Here is a 21,391-nt window from a genome sequence, read left to right as displayed (position 1 = left end):
GCCCCCTCCCCCGCCCGCGTAGCTTACGGCGTCAACTCTTCGCCGTAAGGGTAGTCTTTGGTCGTTTTGTACAGCACCATGCCATAGCTGATGATGGCGCCCTTCCATCCGGCACCGAGGACCGTCACCGCCGCTTGAAGCAGGCTGCGCGCATCGTGTTTGACGCCCGCCAGACTAATTTGCCGCACCAGCTGGTCAGCTGGAACCGTGTATCTGAAAACGTACGGAAGCTGCACTTTCATCAGCCCAAGCAATACGGCCAAACCGATTTGCTCCGTCGGCCCGGCATCGAGGTCGATCGGAAAATCATCGACAATAGGGAAATGCCTATCGAACCAGCCGGGTCTGGTAGTGTCGCGGTTTTGGCCTGGATCCTTCGGCCCAAAACCTGCTCCATTCCACATGTTCGCGTGCTTGCCTTTGTACATGGAAATTAGCAGGTCTTCGTTCGCTGCCGTGCCCATGCTTTTGTCCAGCAGGAGCGCCTTGTAGCCCACTCGGTCGGGGTCGACGCCCCGGCGCCCCTTGAGTTTTTCGAGATGCTGGGAAAGCCGTTCGCTGACGTCGTTCGCCTTGCCGAGGTAGACCGGAACGCCATCGTAGTGGAGGACGTAGACGCCTTGGCGCGAATCCTTTTGAACCTGAAACGCATTCAGCGTTGTCAATGCGACACCGTTCAACATCGACTCCTCCATACCATCCAGCGTTTCTTTGAGTTGCGTAGACACAGTCTGAAGAAAATCGAACACGTAAATTGATTGCAAAATGAAGGCTCCGGAAATTTTGGTGGCAGGGATGGCCATGCGTGCGCAGCAGCGGAATATTTTACCTGATTGAAATCGTACTCCAGGGGGATACGTATAGAGCCACTGCAAGTGCCATGGTCAGCTTACCTTCCACTCCATGGAACTGACTAGCCACCAATAAGGAATATAATTAAGGAATTGAAATTCAAGCGGCCATGTATGACCAGTTCCCTCGCCTACTACAATCAAAACGCAGCCGCTTTTTTTTCCAATACCATCCATGTGGATATGTCGATCCTACACGATCGTTTTCTTTCCACTGTCAATCCAGGTGGATTGATTCTCGATGCCGGTTGCGGCTCCGGCAGGGATACACAGGCGTTTCTCGGCCGTGGTTTTCGGGTAAGGGCCTTCGACGCCTCGCCCGAACTGGCTCGTATGGCCTCCGAACACACCGGAATAAACGTTGAGGTCCGACGCTTTTCCGACGTACGCGAACAGTCCTGCTATGACGGTATTTGGGCCTGCGCCAGCTTATTGCATTTACCCCCACTGGATATTCCAGCCATTTTGGCGCAATTATGGACTGCGCTAAAACCGGGTGGGACTTTATATCTCAGCTTTAAGCGTGGCGATGGCGAGCGAGTCCAAAATGGCCGACATTTCACCGATGCGAGCGAGATCCGGTTACGCAGCTGGCTCGCCGCGCTGCCTGATCTGCTTGGCGTGGAATGCTGGCTATCGACCGATCAGCGTCCGGGGCGAGTCGAGCCGTGGCTCAACGCCATCCTATTGCGTGCACCGCAAGAAAAAAAGCAGTTGATCACCGGTGGCGACGATCCCTTTCTGCCGCACCTTTGCGGCGCCATCAACCGCGCGTCCGAGGTCGATCTGGCGGTGGCGTTCGTTAAAGCCACGGGACTACGTTTATTGCTTCCCGATTTGTACGGTACGCTGGCGCGCAATGGAGCCAACAGAGAAAGGGTGGGGCGCGTTCGCGTGCTAACCAGCGATTATCTCGATGTTACCGATCCGGAGGCATTGCGGCTATTGATGTTGCTTCAAGCGCAAGGCGCACAGGTGCGCGTATACGAATCGGCCGGTGGCAGTTTTCATCTGAAAGCCTATATATTTACCCAACTGGATGACGAAAACGGCTTATGCGGCACAGCCTTCATCGGTTCCAGCAATATCAGCAGGCAAGCGCTGCAAAACGGATTGGAATGGAACTACCGGATCGACTATCCCGGGGAGCAAGGTTTCCTTGAAGCGCGCGCCAGGTTCGACGAGCTATTTGCGAGCGCGCGCTGCGTACCCTTGACCGACGCGTGGATCGATCAGTACCAGGCCCGTCGTGTTCCACTGCCGCTCGCAGTCGCGCCCGGTAGCCAGGAACAAGATCCCGCGCCGCTACCGACCGGAGTCCAAGAAGATGCCTTGCTTGCGCTCTCAGAAACCAGAGACGAGGGTTTCCGCCGAGGTTTGGTGGTATTGGCCACCGGTCTTGGCAAGACCTGGCTGGCCGCTTTCGACGCCGAACAGTTCGCCGCCAGACGAGTATTGTTCGTCGCTCACCGAGAAGAAATTTTGAATCAGGCGGCGGAAACTTTTCTGCGCATTAAACCACGCTCAAGAGTCGGCCTGTATATGGGAAAGACATGCGACGTTGAGGTCGATGTGCTGTGTGCGTCGATCCAGACACTCAGTCGCAACACTCACCTTGAGCGCTTTTCCCCCCAACATTTCGACTACATCGTGGTTGACGAATTCCATCATGCGGCGGCGTCCACTTATCGGCGCCTGCTGAGCTATTTCGCCCCCCGTTTTATGCTCGGACTGACCGCGACGCCTGACCGCTCGGACCAATCAGACATTTTGTCGTTATGCGATGACAATTTGGTGTTCACCTGTGGCCTATTCGCCGGAATCGAGTCCGACCTGCTGGTGCCGTTCCACTACTACGGTATTTTCGACGAATCGGTCAATTATGCGGAAGTGCCTTGGCGTAATGGCCGCTTCGACCCGGAACAATTATCCAACAAACTGGCCACGCTGGCGCGCGCCCGGCATGCACTGAAAACATGGCGTCTGCACAAGCAGGAACGCACTTTGGCGTTTTGCGTATCGATTTCCCACGCCGATTTTATGGCGCTCCAGTTCGCTAAAGCCGGGATCACATGCGCCGCCGTCTATTCGGGCTCAGCCTTGAGCCGTGGGGATGCCTTGGCTCGCTTGCGCGATGGCCGCCTCGCGATTATTTTTTCGGTTGATCTATTCAATGAAGGGGTGGACTTGCCCGTGATAGACACGGTGATGATGTTGCGGCCGACCGAATCGAAAATCCTTTTCCTTCAACAACTGGGTCGGGGCTTGCGTAAGAGCCCGGGCAAGGAGAGATTGGTAGTGCTCGACTTCATCGGCAACCATCAAAGTTTCCTGCACAAGCCGCAGGCGCTGTTTGAAATCGGTTCCAGCTACAAACAATTGGCAAAATTCGGCCGCGATCTGGAAGAAAAACGACTCAAGCTGCCCAAGGGTTGTTACATCAATTATGACTTGCAGTTGGTAGCATTCCTGAAAGCCCTCGACAACGGCGACGGTATTCAAAAGGAGTATCAAGCGCTGAAGGAAGCTTTTGGACGGCGGCCAACACTGAGCGAGTTCTACCGCGCCGGAGCCAGTTTGCCAAAATTGCGGCAGCAATATGGCAGCTGGTTCGAACTGGTCGCCGCCGCCGGCGACCTCGACGAGACCGAACAAGCCATTGCGCTCGATCACCGCTCTTTTTTGCGCGAAGTGGAAACCACCAAAATGACCAAGAGTTTCAAAATGGTGCTGTTGGAGGCTTTCCAGGAATTAAACGGTTGGCGCGCCCCGATTCCGACCACGGCCTTGGCCATACGGTCCTGGCAAGTGTTGCAGCGGCGGCGCGCCTTGCTCGTCGACCTCCCCGATGCGCAGCGTCAAGTATCGGACGCGGCGGACATTACCTGGCATCGTTATTGGCAAGAAAACCCCGTGCTTGCCTGGATCGGCGGCAACCGCCCTGCCAACGCCAGCGCCTTTTTCAAGGTTGTAGACGGCACTTTTCAAGCCGCATTCACGCTTCGACCAGAACAACAAGCGGAGTTCGAGTCCATGTTGCAAGAGCTGATCGATTTCCGTCTGGCGGCTTATGAAGTTCGTGGCGCCAATGGCGATGCGCCCGGCAATGTGATCCAGTTCAACCGGCTTCCGAACCCACCACATATCGATCGCACGGAATTGCCCTATTTCCCGAACCTCAAGATCGCTTGCGGCCATTTCAAGAATGCCACGGCGGATGCCGAGGAATACCGCGCGCTCGGACCTAAGCATGGCCGCCTGGACCCGGAGCGGCACTTTCTCGCCCACGCATCGGGCAATTCCATGGACGGGGGGAAACATCCGATTCGGGATGGTGATTTCCTCTTATTCGAACATCTTTCAGCCACGAACGCGGGATCCATCACGGGCGCGGTCGTGGCAATCGAGCGCCAAGACGCATCAGGCGAGGGGAATCAATATCTGTTGCGCGTAGTGCTGAAAGCGCCCGATGGAAGCTACCTGTTGCGTGCTAATAACGCCGACTATGCGGACCTGCCGGCAACCGAGGAAATGCGTACCTTGGCCCGCCTCAAGGCCGTAATCAGTCCGCACGACATGGCGCTCGGCCGGTCCTTCATGCGGGAAGATATTGCGCCGCTGTTCAGTAGTACGTTTAATCCCGGCAACTGGAATACGGGGCATGTTGTGCTCACCGACCAAAAGGCCCATGTATTGCTCGTGACACTCAATAAGAGCGGCAGAGCTCTTGATCACCGCTACTTGGACCACTGGATCGATGCCACTCACTTTCATTGGCAAAGTCAGAACGCCACGACGCCCCACAGCAAGCGAGGACAGGAAGTAATCGAGCATGCCAAGCGAGGCATTGACGTCCACCTATTTGTGCGTGAAAACAAACTATTTAATGGAAAGGCCGCCCCGTTCGCTTATCACGGCATGGTTTACTACCAAAACCATATGGGAAGTGGCCCGATGAGTGTGGTTTTCAAGGTCGAATGAAGCTGCCGATGCCGTTACTTGCCGGAGAGTACCACCATGCGTCGGCTTCAGCTCCATACAGTTATGGCGCAGCAAGTGCCTGCTTTGCAACGTCTGCGGCCACGCTTAGGGAGCCGATCAGTTCAAGTAGGTTTGACGCCCGAGTTCGACAGTTTGATTGGTTTTGCCCCGTCTTTTTGATCGCAGGAGCGAGTATCCATGCTGGGGGCGATGGGTAGTGCCGACACTCGAAAAATTTCCGAAATACAATTTCTCTTGAGGAACTGCGCTGCGCGCTGCGCCTTCGGCGCGCCACCGCTACGCGGTGGCAAATGGGCGATTCGGAGAGGGCTGGGCCAGTAGGCCCAGCCCTTCGAATCCCCCGCGCAAGGCCCGCAGGGGCCTTGCTTCTCTCCGCCAAGGCTACAACGCAAAAAGCCACCCGAGGGTGGCTTTTGCTTTTGTATCCTTGGCGGAGAGAGGGGGATTCGAACCCCCGATAGGCTATGAACCTATACACGCTTTCCAGGCGTGCGACTTCAACCACTCATCCACCTCTCCTGCATTACATCTTCGTTCTCACGAAGAGCGCGAATTATAGCAAAAATTACGCGAAGCACCAAGTTTTCCGACAAGCTACTTTGCGCGCGGCGCGGGGCGCCAACAACACCCAGCGCCGCGCCCGCCGTCAGCGTGTCAAGACGCCTCTTTCAACTGCTCCAGAATCGCCGGATTTTCCAGTGTGGAAATATCCTGGGTGATCGTCTCGCCCTTGGCCAGCACGCGCAGCAGGCGGCGCATGATCTTGCCCGAGCGCGTCTTCGGCAGATTGTCGCCGAAGCGGATTTCCTTCGGCTTGGCGATCGGGCCGATTTCCTTGGCGACCCAGTTGCGCAACTCCAGCGCCAGCTTCTTGGCTTCCTCGCCGGTCGGGCGCGCCTGCTTCAGCACGACGAAGGCGCAGATCGATTCGCCGGTGGTGTCGTCCGGCTTGCCGACCACGGCCGCCTCGGCCACCAGTGGGTTGGCCACCAGCGCCGATTCGATTTCCATCGTGCCCATGCGGTGGCCAGAGACGTTCAGCACGTCGTCGATACGCCCGGTAATGGTGAAGTAGCCGGTGTCCTTGTTGCGGATGGCGCCGTCGCCGGCCAGGTACATCTTGCCGCCCAGCTCCTCCGGGAAGTAGCTGCTCTTGAAGCGCTCCGGGTTGCCCCAGATGGTGCGAATCATCGACGGCCAAGGCCGCTTGACGACCAGGATGCCGCCCTGCCCGTTCGGCACGTCGTGGCCGGCCTCGTCGACGATGGCGGCGGCAATGCCCGGCAGCGGCAAGGTGCACGAACCCGGCACCATCGGCGTCGCGCCCGGCAGCGGCGTGATCATGTGGCCGCCCGTTTCGGTCTGCCAGAAGGTGTCGACGATCGGGCATTTCTCGCGGCCGATGTTTTTGTAGTACCACATCCAGGCCTCCGGGTTGATCGGCTCGCCGACACTGCCCAGCAGGCGCAGGCTGCCCAGGTCGTAATTGTCCGGGTGGACTTTCGGGTCGACGTCGGCCGCCTTGATCAGCGAGCGGATCGCCGTCGGCGCCGTGTAAAAAATGCTGACCTGGTGTTTTTTAATCGTCTCCCAGAAGCGCCCGGCGTTGGGGAACGTCGGGATACCCTCGAACACCACCTGGGTCGCGCCGACCGCCAACGGGCCGTAGGCGATGTAGCTGTGGCCGGTAACCCAACCGATGTCGGCGGTGCACCAGAACACGTCGGCCGGCTTGATGTCGAAGCTCCACTTCATCGTCAGCGCCGCCCACAGCAGGTAGCCGCCGCTGGCGTGCTGCACGCCCTTCGGCGTGCCGGTCGAGCCGGAGGTGTAGAGGATGAACAGCGGGTGTTCGGCGTCGACCCATTCCGGTTCGCACACGGCCGGTTGCGCCGCCACCAGTTCGTGCAGCCAGACGTCGCGCCCGGCCGCCATCGGCAGCGCGCTGCCGGTGCGTTGATAGACGACGACGTTGCGGATGCTGTCGCAGCCGCCCAGCGCCAGCGCCTCGTCGACGATGGCTTTGAGCGCCAGTTGCTTGCCGCCGCGCAGTTGCTGGTCGGCGGTGATGACGGCCACCGCGCCGGCGTCGATGATGCGTTCCTGCAGCGATTTGGCCGAGAAGCCGCCGAACACCACCGAGTGGGTCGCGCCGATGCGCGCGCACGCCTGCATCGCCGCCACGCCTTCGACCGACATCGACATGTAGATGATGACGCGGTCGCCCTTCTTGATGCCCAGCGACTTCAAGCCGTTGGCGAACTTGCAGACCTTTTCGTGCAGCTCTTTATACGTGACCTTGCTCGACTGGCCGTCGTCGGCTTCGAAGATGATGGCGATCTTGTCGGCGTTGCCGTTTTCCAGGTTGCGGTCCAGGCAGTTGTAGGACACGTTCAGCTGCCCGTCCTCGTACCATTTGTAGAACGGCGCGTTGTCTTCGTTCAGGGTTTTGGTGAACGGTTTGTGCCAGGCCAGGTTTTCCCGCGCCAGCCGGGCCCAAAAGCCTTCGTAGTCTTGCTCGGCTTCGGCGCACAGCGCGTTGTAGGCGGCCATGCCGGATATCGTCGCCTGCCCGGTGAACGCCGCCGGCGCGTTGAATACGCGCGATTCCTGTGGTCCCTGTTGCTGCGTGCCCTGCCCTGAGTTTTCTGTCGCGGCCATGCTTGTCTCCATTGAATAATAGTTTGTTAACAATGTAGGCGGTGTCGCTTACGGACGCCTTACATTGCCCTGTTTGCTGCGTGGTTGCACAACTGCGGGGGCGCTGCGGCTTGGCTAACTTGTCTGGGAATGTGTATTTTTATGTAATTTTACCAACTTTTAGCGGGGTTTGCTGGAGGCGTTTTGGCGGCCTTGTAAACCAGGGGCAAGCGCCGGGGTCGGCCGCCTCGCGCCGAGGCGAGAAGGCCTGACCCCGTATCGGGGCCGCGCGCCGAGGCGGACGACTCCATCATCGCCGAAAAAATTGTGGCTGACGCCTTTGTTTCGTGGTGTTTGCGTGAAATCAAGACGCGCCACCGGTGTCGGGACCGTACGCATGGGCTTGCAGCCCGTGTAAAATGTCGGGCATATTAACTTGCAGCATCTTAGGAGCAGACCACGATGACAGTCCCGCAACACACCAAGCAGCAGGCCAAGTTGAGGCCGCTGCCGTCCTTCATTTTCATGACGCGCTGGTTGCAACTGCCGCTGTATCTGGGCCTGATCCTCGCGCAATGCGTGTATGTGTTCCATTTCTGGGTCGAGCTGAAGGACCTGATCGGCGCGGTGTTCGGCAACGAGGCGGCGCTGCAGCATATTTTCCAGGCCGTCGCGGTGCCCGGCACGGTGCCGCCCACCAAGCTGAACGAGTCGACCATCATGCTGGTGGTGCTGGGCCTGATCGACGTCGTCATGATCTCCAACTTGCTGATCATGGTCATCATCGGCGGCTACGAAACCTTCGTCTCGCGCATGCACCTCGACGAGCACCCGGACCAGCCGGAGTGGTTGTCGCATGTGAACGCGTCCGTGCTCAAAACCAAGCTGGCGATGGCGATCATCGGCATCTCCTCGATCCACCTGCTGAAGACCTTCATCAACGCCAACGCCTACACCAGCCAGGTGCTGATCGCCCAGACCGTGATCCATCTGGTCTTCCTGCTGTCGGCGCTGGCCATCGCCTACACCGACCGCATCATGGTGGGCACGCAAAACGAAATCAAGTCTCATTAATACCGACCCCACAGCGAGAACACCATGACCATCATAAAGCAAGAAGACCTGATCGAATCCGTCGCCGCGGCGCTGCAATACATCAGCTATTACCATCCGGCCGATTACATTGCGCACCTGGCGCGCGCCTACGACGCCGAGCAGAGTCCGGCGGCGAAGGACGCGATCGCGCAGATCCTGACCAACTCGCGCATGTGCGCCGAGGGCAAGCGGCCAATCTGCCAGGACACCGGCATCGTCAACGTCTTCCTGAAGATCGGCATGGGCGTGCGTTTCGAGGGCTTTTCCGGCACCGTCACCGACGCGATCAACGAGGGCGTGCGCCGGGCCTACAATTTCGAGGACAACAAGCTGCGCGCCTCGATCGTCGCCGACCCGCATTTCGATCGCAAGAACACCAAGGACAACACCCCGGCCGTGGTGCACATGGAGCTGGTCGCCGGCAACACCGTCGACGTCAAGGTCGCGGCCAAGGGCGGCGGTTCGGAAAACAAGTCGAAATTCGTCATGCTCAACCCGTCCGACTCGCTGGTCGACTGGGTCATGAAGACGGTGCCGCTGATGGGCGCCGGCTGGTGCCCGCCGGGCATGCTGGGCATCGGCATCGGCGGCACCGCCGAGAAGGCCATGCTGATGGCCAAGGAAGTGCTGATGGACGACATCGACATGTTCGACCTGAAACAGCGCGGCCCGCAAAACAAGACCGAAGAGCTGCGCATCGAGCTGTGCGACAAAATCAACGCGCTCGGCATCGGCGCCCAGGGCCTGGGCGGCCTGACCACCGTGCTCGACGTGAAAATCATGATGCACCCGACCCACGCCGCCTCCAAGCCGGTGGCGATGATCCCGAACTGCGCGGCGACCCGCCACGCCCACTTCGTGCTCGACGGCTCCGGCGCCAGCTACATCGAACCGCCGCTGCTGTCGTCGTGGCCGGACGTGCACTGGACCGCCGACACCGAAAAGTCGCAGCGCGTCAACCTCGACACGCTGACCAAGGCCGAAGTGGCGGCGTGGAAACCGGGCCAGACCCTGCTGCTGAACGGCAAAATGCTGACCGGCCGCGACGCCGCCCACAAGCGCATCCAGGACATGCTGGCCAAGGGCGAAAGCCTGCCGGTCGACTTCGCCAACCGCGTCATCTACTACGTCGGCCCGGTCGATCCGGTGCGCGACGAAGCGGTCGGCCCGGCCGGCCCGACCACCGCCACGCGCATGGACGGCTTCACCGACATGATGCTGGAAAAAACCGGCCTGATCGCAATGATCGGCAAGGCCGAGCGCGGACCGGCGGCGATCGAGTCGATCAAGCAGCACCAGTCTGCCTACCTGATGGCGGTCGGCGGCGCGGCCTACCTGGTGTCGAAGGCGATCAAGACGGCCAAGGTGGTCGGCTTCCACGACCTCGGCATGGAAGCGATCTACGAGTTCGACGTCACCGACATGCCGGTGACGGTGGCGGTCGATTCGACCGGCACCTCGGTGCACAACACCGGCCCGAAAGAGTGGCAGGCGAAGATCGAGCAACTGAGCAGCGTGGGAAAAATCCCCGTCGCCGTCGCTTAAGCTCCCCGCGCGCCGCTGGCCAGGAAAAAAACCAGCGGCGTAAAACCGGGGTCTGCCCCTCGGGGACGCGGGGTCCCCGTCCGCCCCCGGAATTACGCCCTTGGTGTTAAAGCGAAGAAAGACATGCTCCCACTTGCCCCCCTTACCTCCCCCGCAGACGCGCCCATCGGCGTGTTCGACTCCGGCGCGGGCGGGCTGTCGGTACTGCGCCATATCCGCGCGCAACTGCCGCGAGAACACCTGATGTATTTCGCCGACACCGGCTTCGCGCCGTACGGCGGCAAGTCCGAGCAGGTGCTCGTCGAGCGCTCGCTGGCCATCGCCGCCTTCCTGCTCGAGCGCGGCGCCAAGGCGCTGGTGGTGGCCTGCAACACCGCCACCGTCGCCGCCATCAAGGCGCTGCGCGCGCGCTACCCGGCGCTGCCGCTGGTCGGCGTCGAACCCGGCCTGAAACCGGGCGCCGCCCTGACCCACAACGGCAAGGTCGGCGTGCTGGCGACCGTATTTACGCTGTCCGGCGAAAAATTCCTGGCGCTGCGCGAGCAGATCAGCGCCGCCAGCAAGGTCGAATTCCTGTTGCAGCCTTGCCCGGGCCTGGCCGACCAGGTGGAAAAAGGCGAACTCGATACGCCCGCCACCGTCGCCCTGCTGGAGGGTTTCATCGCGCCGCTGCTGGCGCAGGGCGTCGACACGCTGGTGCTCGGCTGCACCCACTATCCATTCGTGCTGCCGCAGGTCGAGCGCATCATCGCGCGGCACGGCGCGCCGGTCGCGCTGGTCGACACCGGCGACGCGGTGGCGCGGCAACTGGCCCGGCTGCTGGCGGCGGCGGCGCTGCTGCGCGGCGGCGACGAGGCGCCGCAATTACGCGGCTACACCAGCGCCGACGCTGCGGCCCTGTCGGCGAAGTTCGCCACCCTGCTGGGCCTGCATCCGCAGGTGGAAGAAGCGCGCCTGGCCAGCGCCCCGCAGCCCCTTTAGAAGGCGCCGCATTTAAGTTTGCACATTCGCGGAGAACTTTGTATAATTCGGCACCTGTCTAGGAAATATCTAGACAAACGTTAGTTCAGTGGTGGCTGTAGCTCAGTTGGTAGAGTCCAGGATTGTGATTCCTGTTGTCGTGGGTTCGAGCCCCATCAGTCACCCCATTTACTGTTCAACGTGCAAGAGAAAACCAAGTCGCCTACGCGGCTTTTTTTTCGCCCTCCGCGCCTGTTGCAAATCGCGGAAAAGTTTGTATAATGCGACACCTGTTTAAGAAGCACCAAGACAGGCGTTCGTTCAGTGGTGGCTGTAGCTCAGTTGGTAGAGTCCAGGATTGTGATTCCTGTTGTCGTGGGTTCGAGCCCCATCAGTCACCCCATTTACTGTTCAATGCGCAAGAAAAAATCCAAGCCGCCCACGCGGCTTTTTTTTCGTCCCCACCTTAATCCGAATGTCGATTTCGTAGGTCGGGTTAGCCGGAACGGCGTAACCCGACAACGTTGGCCTCGACGGCCCCCACATCCGGCGCCGACACCGCAACTCAACGGCCATCGCGGCCTGTGCCCTTTTTCATGGTTCGAAACGGATCTCGCGGTCCAGCCGGCGCATCCACTGTTCCGCCACGTCCTTGCTGCACATGATGTGGCGGGTTTCGCCGTTCGGCAGATCGGCGAAGCGCAGCAGGCTGAAGCCCTGCTGGCTCAGACCGCTCTGACCGATCAGGTACTGCGCCTCCTCCTCCGCCACGAACATCAGGTCGGCGCGCCCGGCCTCGATCATCGCCACCATGTTGACGCTCTCGGCGCTGGTCTTGGCCAGCGCCGGATGGATTTTCAGCAGCGCCTCGTCGATATAGCCGCCGTAGGAATAGTTTTCCTTGACCAATACGCGCAGGCCCGGCGTGGCCAGCGCGCTCTCCAGCGCCAGCTTTTGCCCGATCGGGTAAGCGCTGCGCATCAACGCTACCGTCGGCAGGTCGCGGTAAATCGCTTTGGAAAAACGCGCGAAGCGTTCGCGCTCGCTGTTCTTGAACCAGCCGACCACGCAGCGCGCGCCGCCCTCCTTGAGCAGCGCCAATTGCCGGTTGATCGGCGTCTTCAACCAGTTGACGTCGATGCCGGCGGCGCGGAACGCGCGCTCGGCAACGCTGGCGGTGAGGCCGTTGACGCTGCCGTCCGGCGCCCCGGCCATATACGGCGGGCGCTCGTTGTAGTACAGCGTGACGGCGTCGCCGGCGCGGCAGGCGCCGCCGCACAATAGCAACAGCAGCGGCAGCCAGGCGGCGCGCCGCGGCGATGCAACCATCTGGCTTGTCCGCTTCATTGCGCCAGCGCTATTGGACGGCGGGCTTCCTGGCGGCGATCGCCTTGTTCAGCTTGCCGATGACCTCGTCGGACCCGGCCGGCGAGGCCGTCAAACCGCTGGCCGAGCCGTCCGCGGCGGGGATAATGTAGGGCGGGCGTTCGTTGAAACTGAGGGTGATTTTGTCGTCGGCCTGGGCCAAGGCCGGGGACGCCAGGAACAGGCATGCCGCGTACTGCGCAAAGCGAAGAACATTCATGGCGATACTCCTGCGAGTGGGTCGAGCAAGCGCGCCAAGCCGCATCCGCCAAATGCACCGTCCGGCAAGCGACTCCAGGCACCTTGTCTATTCTACATCCGTCAGATATGTGCATACAGAAACTTTTTGGCTTGTGCCGAAAAGCCGCATTTGCCTCCGCGGTGCTGGCAAGGTCAGCGGGCCGACCCCGCCGGATTAGCAGAGCGCAATCCGACGCCGAGCGCGCGCTGGCTGCGACCCCGCCCCCTCAGTTGCCCTGGCGCACGCGCCTGAGCAGCCACAGCGCCAGCCCGAACAGGGCGGCGGCCCACAGCGCGGCCGTCGTAGCGCTTGCTCAAATGTTCAATGTGGATCATGGCTCTCCTGGATTAGCGGCGGCAAGCCGGCTTACTCGACTCATGCAAGTGAGTTGCAAAATAACCGCATGATATTGCCAGGCCGATTTTAATGCAACAATCTTGCATTAAATATTTACCACAGAGGAGGCAGCAGGCAAATTAAAAAAATGCCACCGATGTTGCACGAAAGAATTAGATTAGGACTACAATGGGGTAGCCGTTTTGCGGTGCAGCCGCGCGGCACCAGACTTACCGGGCGACAATAACGCCCTCCCCCCACTACCTCACTCAACAGGAGGGCCGGCAATGCTGGACTTGGCAGCGACCCTGCCGTCTCGCTGCGACCGCGGCCACGAAATACCATGTCTGAAGAAAAAAGCGCACTCGAACTCAGCACGTATAGCAAGGACACGCCAATCGGCCGTCCCGACGTCGACGGCCGCGCCGGCGTGTTCGTACCGACGGACGAATTCGATCTGGACAATACCACCACCATCCGCAAAGGCGCCGGCGTAGTTGGTTACGGCAATCTGGATGGCTCGCTGACGGTGTACTTCGAAGCTAACCGCTTCGACGATTCGAGTCTGCACAAATGGGAAAACAAGGCGCGCAAGGCCTACGATCGCATGGTGATGGGTTCGCCAACCGTGTCGAAGATCGCCAAGATCGATTCCAAGATGCTGGAACAGGTCGGCGTCATCGACGGCATGGGAATTAACTTGAAGCATCCGGAACGCCTGAGCCTGTGGCTGGCGCGCTCGGACTTGTCGGACACGGCGCCGGAACAAAACATTGTGTTGTGGAAAAAATAGGCGGCGCCCGTTTGCAACCCGGGCCGGCATACTCTTACCGGCCGGGCATGATCTTGTCATAAATATACTCGACGGGCGTTTCTCCTACGCCGTCGCGGACGTCCATCCGATTCACACAGTCATTGCTATCTCATATCATTCAGGCACACTCAGAAACTCTATGGAACATGATATGTCCCGCCTTTTTCCCGTCGCTTTCGGTGCATTGCAGCTTGGTTTGGTGGCTGCTGCGACCTATATTCTGTGCTCGGCGCCGCTGCTGCACGAAGCCGTCGTGTTTTTCGCGCACTGAGCCAGGACTAGAAAAACCACTGGCATAACCCGCCCCCGAGAGTAAGGCGCGGGCCTTAACGGTGGCCGTGGCCGCGCCCGCCCCAACCATGATGCCTGCCGCCATGCCGGCCACCGCTCCATCCAAACATGAAGTCGAGCCCGATGCTTACCGGCGGCGTGTAAAAGTACGGCTGCGGAGCATACAGTGGCTGCGGCAAATACACAGTTTGTTGCACATAGACGGGCGCGTTGCCGTAGCTTCGCTGCGGCGCGTACACCGGCACGGCCGACACGGTGTGCCATTGATATGGATCGAAAGGCTCGGCCCAACGGCTTCCGTAATATGCGGGACCAGGCGGCGCCACAACGCAGCCTCCCAGAGCGACGAGCAACACAACGGCCAGCAGGCTTTTCATGGCAAATTCTCCTATCCTAACAAGCAATACTATAAGAAAAATTTGCCGGACGCCGCACATTTACAGTTGCTTACATTCGATCCCATGCAAGCTTAATGCTTGCGCTTTTGCTTGGCGCCGCCGCCCTTCCCGCCGGACTTGGGCGTGCTGGCCGCTTCCTTACCGCGTTTATCGCTCTTGTCGCTACTGGCGCCCTGCTCCGACCCGCGACTAGCCGCCTCGCCGACCGATTGCTTGCTCTGGCCGCCGTTCGATTTCTGCTTGTTCATATGACCCCCATCTACGAAGGAATATCCCATGCGCCGCCATCATCGCCTTGCGGCGCGCCCTCTTACAAGAGTTAAATATAAGGGATTTCGCAGATGTCGAGCGCACGACCGCTTGCGTCGTAGCGCAGCGCGCACACTTCGAAGCGCACGCCGTAGTCGAACTCAATGCGCTCCACCCGGCCGTACTGCAAGTTCAGCGTACGTTGCTCGTCCTTCTTCCAGCGCAAGGCGGCGATATCGGACGGAATCGCCATCGCCGCGTTAAACGTGCCACGGTGAATCTCCTGGCGCCGGTCGACGTCCAGCGCCAAGCCCAGTTCCAGCGTCACGCCGCCGGGCGCATAGGTGAAACGGTTCAGCTTACGCTGCGCCACCATCACGCCCCAGGCACAGGGCGCCCCGGCCGCCTCGCAATGTTTGATCTGGGCCAGCGGGAAGATTTCAACCTCGCCCTTATGCGCCTTCAAGGGCCAGCTGGAGCGCAGGCCGTCGCGCTTGCCGGTCATTGGATTGATCCAGCTCAAGCTATTCACCATCGAGACGTATTGCTGGTCCTTGGCGGGATCGTGCTCGCTGGGTAACACAGCGCAGGCCGACAGCGTGCATGCCGCAAGCGCGGACGCGGCCAGGGTAACGGTTCTATTCATCATGGCGACCCATTTCAAACGTGGCGCCGGGCGCATCGTGCCGGCGGGATAGATATGGGGAGATAGGGTAACAGATAGTGGCGCGCGGGGAAGCGCGCCATGGAGGCGAGCAGGAAATAAGGCGCCGGGAACGATCAAAGCAAAGCAAGCACGTCGGCGCCCGGAAAATCAGTCCAGCTTCCAGGCGTAGTCCACCTTGGTCCAGCTCTGGTCGGCCTTGCCGTCCTTGCTGCCGGGCTTGAACTTGCAGGCGCTGAGGGCTTTGAGCGCGGCCTTGTCCAAATTCTTGAAGCCGCTGGTTTTCTCCAGCTTCGACTCGACCACGCTGCCGTCGGCGGCGACCAGGAACATCATCGATACCGTGCCCTGCTCCTCGTTCATCAGCGACGCCTTCGGATAGTCGGCCTTGCAATTTTTCGAGTCGAAGCTTGCGGATGTGTCGGCGGCCGACGCGGCGCAAGACAAGGACACGAGCAAGGCGGCCATTACACTGGATGTATTCATAGACATTTGTTTCCTCAAGTATTTAATTAAAGCGAACTCTTACCGCTCATGCGCACGTGCCCTGCTGCCGGTGCTTAGCATTGTTCCCAGTCGTCGCTTTCGGCGCCGGAAGCCGCCCTCTTCGGCCGGGCCGACGGCGCCGCCACCGCCAGCGGTTGGCGGCCGGCCGGCCGGACCACCGCGCGCAACGCCTGCGGCTTCACCGGCGCGCGCGGCGCCAGCGCCGGCAACGCGGCGCGCACCGCCTCCTCGCCCTCGGCCAGCTTGAAGATGCTGACTACGTTTGCCAGTTCGCAGGCCTGGTCCTGCAAGCTTTGCGCGGCGGCGGCGGCCTGTTCCACCAATGCCGCGTTTTGCTGCGTCATGCTGTCCATGTCGATGATCGACTGGTTGACCTGCTCGATGCCGGCGCTCTGCTCCTCGCTGGCGTTGGCGATCTCGCCCATGATGTCGGTGACGCGCCTGACGCTGGCCACCACCTCGCCCATGGTCACGCCGGCCTGGCCAACCAGCCGGGTGCCGCGCTCGACCTTCTCGGCCGAGTCGTCGATTAAAATCTTGATTTCCTTGGCCGCACCGGCGCTGCGCTGCGCCAGGCTGCGCACTTCCGACGCCACCACGGCGAAGCCGCGGCCCTGCTCGCCGGCACGGGCCGCTTCGACGGCGGCGTTCAGCGCCAGAATATTCGTCTGGAAGGCGATGCCGTCGATGACGCCGATGATGTCGACAATTTTTTTGGCCGAATCGTTGATCGAACTCATCGTGTCGACCACCTGCGACACCACCGAACCGCCCTTCAGCGCCACGTCGGAGGCGGTGGCCGCCAACAGATTGGCTTCGCGGGCGTTGTCGGCGTTTTGCTTCACGGTCGAGGTCAGCTCCTCCATCGCCAGAGCGGTTTTCTCCAGCGAGCTGGCCTGCATTTCGGTGCGCGACGACAAATCGATATTGCCGGCCGCGATTTCACGCGACGCCGTACCGATGGTTTCCGTCCCGGCACGCACTTGGCCGACGATACCCACCAGGCTGTTGCGCATTTCCTTCATTTCCGCCAACAGGCTGGTATTGTCGGCGGCGCGCGTGTCGATCGACACCGACAAATCGCCGTTGGCGATACTGCCGGCGATTGACGCCGTGTAATCGGGTTCGCCGCCCAACTGTTTGAGCAGGCCGCGGGTAATCACCAGCGCCGCCGCGATGCCCAGCGCCACCGCCAGCACGCCCAGCATAATCATGAAGGTGCGCGCGTTGTCGAAGGCGCCGCGGGCGTCGGCCAGCACCTGCTCGTTCAACTTGTCTTCCAGCGCGGCCAACTGTTCCAGCGCCTCCATCCATTTCTTTTGCGGCGGACGGATTTCCTTGATCATGACCTTGGTCGCGTCTTCGGCCTGGTTGGCCAGCCACAACTGCGAGGCCTTGGCGATGGCCGGCATCGCCACGGCCGCGTGCTCCTTGATCGCCGCCAGCAAGGCCTTTTCCTCGGCCGACGCGTGCAGCGCGAACTGCGCCTGCAACTGCTGCTCGGCTTCGTCGTATTTGGCGCTCTGGCCCTTGATGCGCGCCATTTCCGGCTCCATGTCGCCGGCGTCCGTCATCAGCGTCAAAATGCGCAGCGAGGTGATGCGGTCTCTGACATTGGTGCGCATGTCGATGACCAGCCGCGTGACGACGTTGTTCACGCCGACCACGTGGTCGAGCCGGTCCTGGATCTGCGACATACGGTTGATGCCGACGCCCGTCACCGCGATCAACAGCACCAACACCAGTGCGAACCCCAGACCCAGGCGGGTGCCAACCTTCATTTTTGCTAAATTCATTTCGACTCTTCGTAAGTGACACGTGGATAGAATTTGCCCGACGTACGGCTGCGATACAAGACGAAGGCCACGTCTTACCGGCGATCCGCTTGGCGCATGGTGCGACGCAAGGGCAACCGGCCAGACGCAGCCTGGGGTACTTGGGACATGCAAAATAGGCGCAACATCCGCATAAAAACCGCGCCGAAATAGCGCTGGATTAAATGAAAATATTGCAAATAATGTTTGTCGTTATTGAATTATAGATGCAAATTTTTCCTGATAGCAAGCACAAAAACATTGGAAAAACGCATACATACTTTCTGTGGAGAAACTGAACCTCCACCGATGCTTGCACGGGAAAAGGCGGAAATACAGGGAATTTATGTGTCGCGGAAAGGCCGGAAAACGCGGTAGCCGGCGCAAAGCCAAGCTCGGTGGCGCTGCCGCGCGAACGCGCGGCGGGCTGCGCAGTCCCGGGAGCCGGGCCGCGCCGTGATATTTCCTAGATTGTGTCGTTGTGCGTGACGCGGGCGGCCGCCTCCAGCAACAGATTGGCGTCGCCGCTGGCGAGCTTTTTTGAGTCCGACATGGTTTGCCGGTAAGCGCGCGCGCCGGCCAGGCCCTGCATCAAGCCCAGCATGTGGCGCGTAATGCTGTTGAGCCTCAAGCCGCGGCTGTCCTCCTTAGCCAACTGCGCCTGGATGTACGGAATCATCGCCGCCAGCACTTCCTCGCGCGTCTTGGTCGGCCTCTCGTCGCCGTAGTAGCGTTGGTCGAACTGCGCCATCGAATACGGATTGTGATACGCCTCGCGTCCCAGCATCACGCCGTCGACGTGCTGCAAGTGTAAATCGATTTCCTCGGTGGTTTTGATGGCGCCGTTGATGATGAATTCGAGGTCCGGGAAATCGCGCTTCAACTGGTAGGCGAAGTCGTACTTCAACGGCGGAATCTCGCGGTTTTCCTTCGGCGTCAAGCCCTTCAGGATGGCGTTGCGGGCGTGCACGATAAACGTCGTGCAACCGGCTGCGGCCACCGTGCCGACGAAGTCGCGCACGAAATCATAGGACTCGAACTGGTCGATACCGACGCGGTGCTTGACGGTGACGTCGATGCTCACGGCGTCGCGCATCGCCTTCACGCAGTCCGCCACCAGTTGCGGCTCGGCCATCAGGCAGGCGCCGAACGCGCCCTTCTGCACCCGCTCCGACGGGCAACCGCAATTCAGGTTGATCTCGTCGTAACCCCACTGCTGGCCCAGCTTGGCGCTGGTGGCCAGGTCGGCCGGATCGCTGCCGCCCAGTTGCAGCGCGACCGGATGCTCCTCGTCGTTGAACTGCAAATGGCGCGCCACGTCGCCGTGCACCAGCGCGCCAGTGGTCACCATCTCGGTGTACAACCAGGTGTGGCGCGTAATCTGGCGATGGAACAGGCGGCAATGGCGGTCGCTCCAGTCCATCATCGGAGCGACGGAGATGCGGCGGGAAGGCAGGATACGGGAGGTCACAATACACTCACTACAAAAAAGGGCGGTACAACGTCAAACCCGCTGCCCCGCAAGGCCGTTGAGGCAATGCGGGAACAGCGGGCTGGAATTCCCGGGGCAAGCCCCGGGACGGCAGACAAAGGCGATTAGCCTTCGCGCGAGCTACGCTTGCGCTCGTTCTCTTTCAAGAAACGCTTACGCAGGCGGATGCTCTTCGGCGTGATTTCAACCAGCTCATCGTCGGCGATGAATTCAACCGCGTATTCCAGCGACATTTGAACCGGTGGCACCAGGCGCACCGCTTCGTCGGTACCGGACGAACGCACGTTGGTCAATTGCTTGCCCTTGATCGGGTTGACGACCAGATCGTTGTCGCGCGAGTGGATACCGATGATCATGCCTTCGTACACTGGGTCGTTGTGAACCACGAACATACGGCCGCGGTCTTGCAGTTTCCAGATGGCGTAGGCAACGGCGGCGCCGTCGTCTTGGGAGATCAGCACGCCGTTGCGACGGCCGGCCATTTCGCCCTTGTTATTGTCGACCGGTGCGTACTCGTCGAAAATGTGGCTCATCAAGCCGGTACCGCGGGTCAGGGTCATGAATTCGCCCTGGAAGCCGATCAGGCCACGCGCAGGGATACGGTATTCCAGGCGAACGCGGCCTTTGGCATCCGATTCCATGTTCTGCAGATCACCGCGACGACGACCCAGTTCTTCCATGACGCCGCCCTGGTTGGCTTCTTCGACGTCGACCGACAGCAGTTCAAACGGCTCGTGGCGCACGCCGTCGACCATTTTGTACACAACGCGCGGACGCGATACGGCCATCTCGAAACCTTCGCGACGCATGTTTTCGATCAGAATCGTCAGATGCAATTCGCCGCGGCCGGACACTTCGAAAATCGTGTCGTCGTCGGTTGGCGCAACGCGCAAGGCGACGTTGGCTTTCAATTCGCGGTCCAGACGGTCGCGCAATTGACGGCTAGTAACGAACTTGCCTTCGCGGCCGGCCAGTGGCGAGTTGTTGACCATGAAGTTCATCGTCAGCGTCGGCTCGTCGACGGTCAGCATTTCCAGCGCGTCTGGTTTTTCAGGTGCGCAGATGGTCGAACCGATACCGATTTCTTCGATACCGTTGATCAGTACGATGTCGCCGGCGACGGCTTCGTCAACGATCACGCGGTCCAGGCCCTTGAAGTTCAGAACCTGGTTGATGCGTGCCTTGATCGGGGTCGAATCCGGACCGTTCATGACGATCACGTCTTGCAGCGCGCGAACGCGGCCGCGGGTGATGCGGCCAATACCGATCTTGCCGACGTAGGACGAATAGTCCAGCGAAGTGATCTGGAATTGCAGAGGACCGTCTTGGTCGTCTTCGCGGGCTGGAACGTGCTTCAGGATGGCTTCGAACAGCGGCGTCATGTCGCCTTCGCGCACTTCCGAATCCAGGCTGGCGTAGCCGTTCAGGGCCGAAGCGAACACCACTGGGAAGTCCAGCTGCTCTTCGGTCGCGCCCAGTTTGTCGAACAGTTCGAACGTGGCGTTGATGGCCCACTCCGGACGCGCGCCTGGACGGTCGATTTTATTGATGACGACGATAGGCTTCAGACCCAACGCCAGCGCTTTGCGCGTGACGAAACGGGTTTGCGGCATCGGGCCTTCTTGGGCATCGACCAGCAACAGAACCGAGTCAACCATCGACAGCACGCGTTCGACTTCGCCGCCGAAGTCGGCATGGCCCGGGGTGTCGACGATGTTGATGTGGGTGCCTTGATACTCAACCGCGCAGTTCTTCGACAAAATCGTAATGCCGCGTTCTTTTTCGAGGTCGTTCGAATCCATGACACGTGCGTCAACCTGCTGGTTGTCGCGGAAAGTTCCGGACTGACGCAGCAGCTTGTCGACGAGAGTAGTTTTGCCGTGGTCAACGTGGGCGATGATGGCGATGTTACGAATTGCGCGTTTTGTATTTGACATGGTCGTAGTGTTTGCTGAAAAACTGCGGGGTGTGTACGGGTGTGTACGTAGAGCGAGCTGCTTGCCTAATTCCGGAACCGCGTAGTATAGCATGATGTGCCGCAACGCCCTTTTAACTTTAAAGAATCGCGTGCAAATAGGTACAAAATAGCGCGGCGCGGCGTGATGCACTTGCCTTACGCGGCTTCGG

General features: G+C 60.3%; 17 protein-coding genes and 3 tRNA genes. 8 read left to right on the top strand and 12 right to left on the bottom strand.

Annotated elements, in window-relative coordinates; all coding sequences use genetic code 11:
* Nucleotides 1-23: 23 nt before the first annotated feature.
* Complete coding sequence (locus tag JANGC3_RS30955; RefSeq protein WP_017878662.1) at nt 24-803, bottom strand: hypothetical protein; 780 nt, start codon at nt 801-803, stop codon at nt 24-26.
* A gap of 162 nt (nt 804-965) precedes the next feature.
* On the opposite strand from JANGC3_RS30955, the gene JANGC3_RS0122070 reads away from it, so the two are divergent.
* Nucleotides 966-4,832 (top strand): DUF3427 domain-containing protein, encoded by a 3,867-nt coding sequence (locus JANGC3_RS0122070; protein WP_026133339.1) that lies wholly within the window; start codon nt 966-968, stop codon nt 4,830-4,832.
* A 449-nt stretch (nt 4,833-5,281) separates the two neighbouring features.
* Here the strand turns inward: JANGC3_RS0122070 and JANGC3_RS0122065 are convergent.
* Both JANGC3_RS0122065 and acs read right to left on the bottom strand, forming a co-directional pair.
* Nucleotides 5,282-5,372: transfer RNA gene (locus JANGC3_RS0122065), tRNA-Ser, on the bottom strand.
* A 135-nt stretch (nt 5,373-5,507) separates the two neighbouring features.
* Entirely contained in the window at nt 5,508-7,514 is a 2,007-nt protein-coding gene (acs, locus tag JANGC3_RS0122060) for an acetate--CoA ligase (RefSeq protein ID WP_017878660.1), read from the bottom strand.
* A gap of 441 nt (nt 7,515-7,955) precedes the next feature.
* Between acs and JANGC3_RS0122055 the strand changes: the two genes are divergently transcribed.
* The 5 genes from JANGC3_RS0122055 (at nt 7,956) to JANGC3_RS0122035 (ending at nt 11,496) form a co-directional block, all read left to right on the top strand.
* Nucleotides 7,956-8,567, top strand: a complete 612-nt coding sequence (locus tag JANGC3_RS0122055) for a TIGR00645 family protein (RefSeq protein ID WP_017878659.1) — start codon at nt 7,956-7,958, stop codon at nt 8,565-8,567.
* 24 nt (nt 8,568-8,591) lie between these two features.
* Nucleotides 8,592-10,133, top strand: a complete 1,542-nt coding sequence (locus JANGC3_RS0122050) for a fumarate hydratase (protein WP_017878658.1) — start codon at nt 8,592-8,594, stop codon at nt 10,131-10,133.
* Between the two features lie 123 nt (nt 10,134-10,256).
* The gene (gene murI, locus JANGC3_RS0122045; RefSeq protein WP_035787895.1) at nt 10,257-11,114 is read left to right on the top strand and encodes a glutamate racemase; all 858 of its coding nucleotides are present in this window, start codon (nt 10,257-10,259) and stop codon (nt 11,112-11,114) included.
* Between the two features lie 91 nt (nt 11,115-11,205).
* Nucleotides 11,206-11,281: transfer RNA gene (locus JANGC3_RS0122040), tRNA-His, on the top strand.
* Nucleotides 11,282-11,420: 139 nt separating this feature from the next.
* Nucleotides 11,421-11,496: transfer RNA gene (locus tag JANGC3_RS0122035), tRNA-His, on the top strand.
* Between the two features lie 191 nt (nt 11,497-11,687).
* Here the strand turns inward: JANGC3_RS0122035 and JANGC3_RS0122030 are convergent.
* Both JANGC3_RS0122030 and JANGC3_RS32955 read right to left on the bottom strand, forming a co-directional pair.
* Nucleotides 11,688-12,422 (bottom strand): substrate-binding periplasmic protein, encoded by a 735-nt coding sequence (locus JANGC3_RS0122030; protein ID WP_017878656.1) that lies wholly within the window; start codon nt 12,420-12,422, stop codon nt 11,688-11,690.
* A 28-nt stretch (nt 12,423-12,450) separates the two neighbouring features.
* Nucleotides 12,451-12,678 carry a hypothetical protein gene (locus tag JANGC3_RS32955; RefSeq protein ID WP_157406819.1) on the bottom strand — a complete coding sequence of 76 codons (228 nt, stop codon included), beginning with the start codon at nt 12,676-12,678 and terminating at the stop codon, nt 12,451-12,453.
* Nucleotides 12,679-13,378: 700 nt separating this feature from the next.
* Between JANGC3_RS32955 and JANGC3_RS0122020 the strand changes: the two genes are divergently transcribed.
* Nucleotides 13,379-13,828: a hypothetical protein gene (locus JANGC3_RS0122020; protein WP_017878654.1), complete on the top strand. Its 450-nt coding sequence runs from the start codon at nt 13,379-13,381 to the stop codon at nt 13,826-13,828.
* A 160-nt stretch (nt 13,829-13,988) separates the two neighbouring features.
* A complete protein-coding gene (locus JANGC3_RS34170; protein ID WP_017878653.1) occupies nt 13,989-14,120 on the top strand; it encodes a hypothetical protein in 132 nt (43 codons plus the stop codon).
* A gap of 55 nt (nt 14,121-14,175) precedes the next feature.
* Here JANGC3_RS34170 and JANGC3_RS31845 read toward each other — a convergent pair whose 3' ends face one another.
* The 7 genes from JANGC3_RS31845 to typA all read right to left on the bottom strand — a co-directional run bounded on the left by JANGC3_RS31845 (nt 14,176) and on the right by typA (nt 21,201).
* Nucleotides 14,176-14,517 (bottom strand): hypothetical protein, encoded by a 342-nt coding sequence (locus JANGC3_RS31845; protein WP_081612024.1) that lies wholly within the window; start codon nt 14,515-14,517, stop codon nt 14,176-14,178.
* A gap of 92 nt (nt 14,518-14,609) precedes the next feature.
* Entirely contained in the window at nt 14,610-14,786 is a 177-nt protein-coding gene (locus tag JANGC3_RS32950) for a hypothetical protein (RefSeq protein WP_017878652.1), read from the bottom strand.
* A 71-nt stretch (nt 14,787-14,857) separates the two neighbouring features.
* Complete coding sequence (locus JANGC3_RS0122005; protein ID WP_157406817.1) at nt 14,858-15,436, bottom strand: hypothetical protein; 579 nt, start codon at nt 15,434-15,436, stop codon at nt 14,858-14,860.
* A gap of 165 nt (nt 15,437-15,601) precedes the next feature.
* Nucleotides 15,602-15,937, bottom strand: coding sequence for an energy transducer TonB (locus tag JANGC3_RS0122000; protein WP_442789079.1), 336 nt, complete (start codon nt 15,935-15,937; stop codon nt 15,602-15,604).
* 74 nt (nt 15,938-16,011) lie between these two features.
* Complete coding sequence (locus JANGC3_RS0121995) at nt 16,012-17,739, bottom strand: methyl-accepting chemotaxis protein (RefSeq protein WP_017878649.1); 1,728 nt, start codon at nt 17,737-17,739, stop codon at nt 16,012-16,014.
* A gap of 499 nt (nt 17,740-18,238) precedes the next feature.
* Nucleotides 18,239-19,243: a tRNA dihydrouridine(20/20a) synthase DusA gene (gene dusA, locus JANGC3_RS0121990; protein WP_269746258.1), complete on the bottom strand. Its 1,005-nt coding sequence runs from the start codon at nt 19,241-19,243 to the stop codon at nt 18,239-18,241.
* Between the two features lie 125 nt (nt 19,244-19,368).
* On the bottom strand, nt 19,369-21,201 hold the full coding sequence (gene typA / locus JANGC3_RS0121985) for a translational GTPase TypA (RefSeq protein WP_026133335.1): 1,833 nt from the start codon (nt 21,199-21,201) through the stop codon (nt 19,369-19,371).
* Nucleotides 21,202-21,391: the final 190 nt, after the last annotated feature.

Source organism: Janthinobacterium sp. CG3, from assembly GCF_000344615.1.
GTDB lineage: Bacteria > Pseudomonadota > Gammaproteobacteria > Burkholderiales > Burkholderiaceae_D > Janthinobacterium.
Note: the sequence above shows the minus strand (reverse complement) of the source record. Positions and strands in the feature narration are given on the sequence as shown.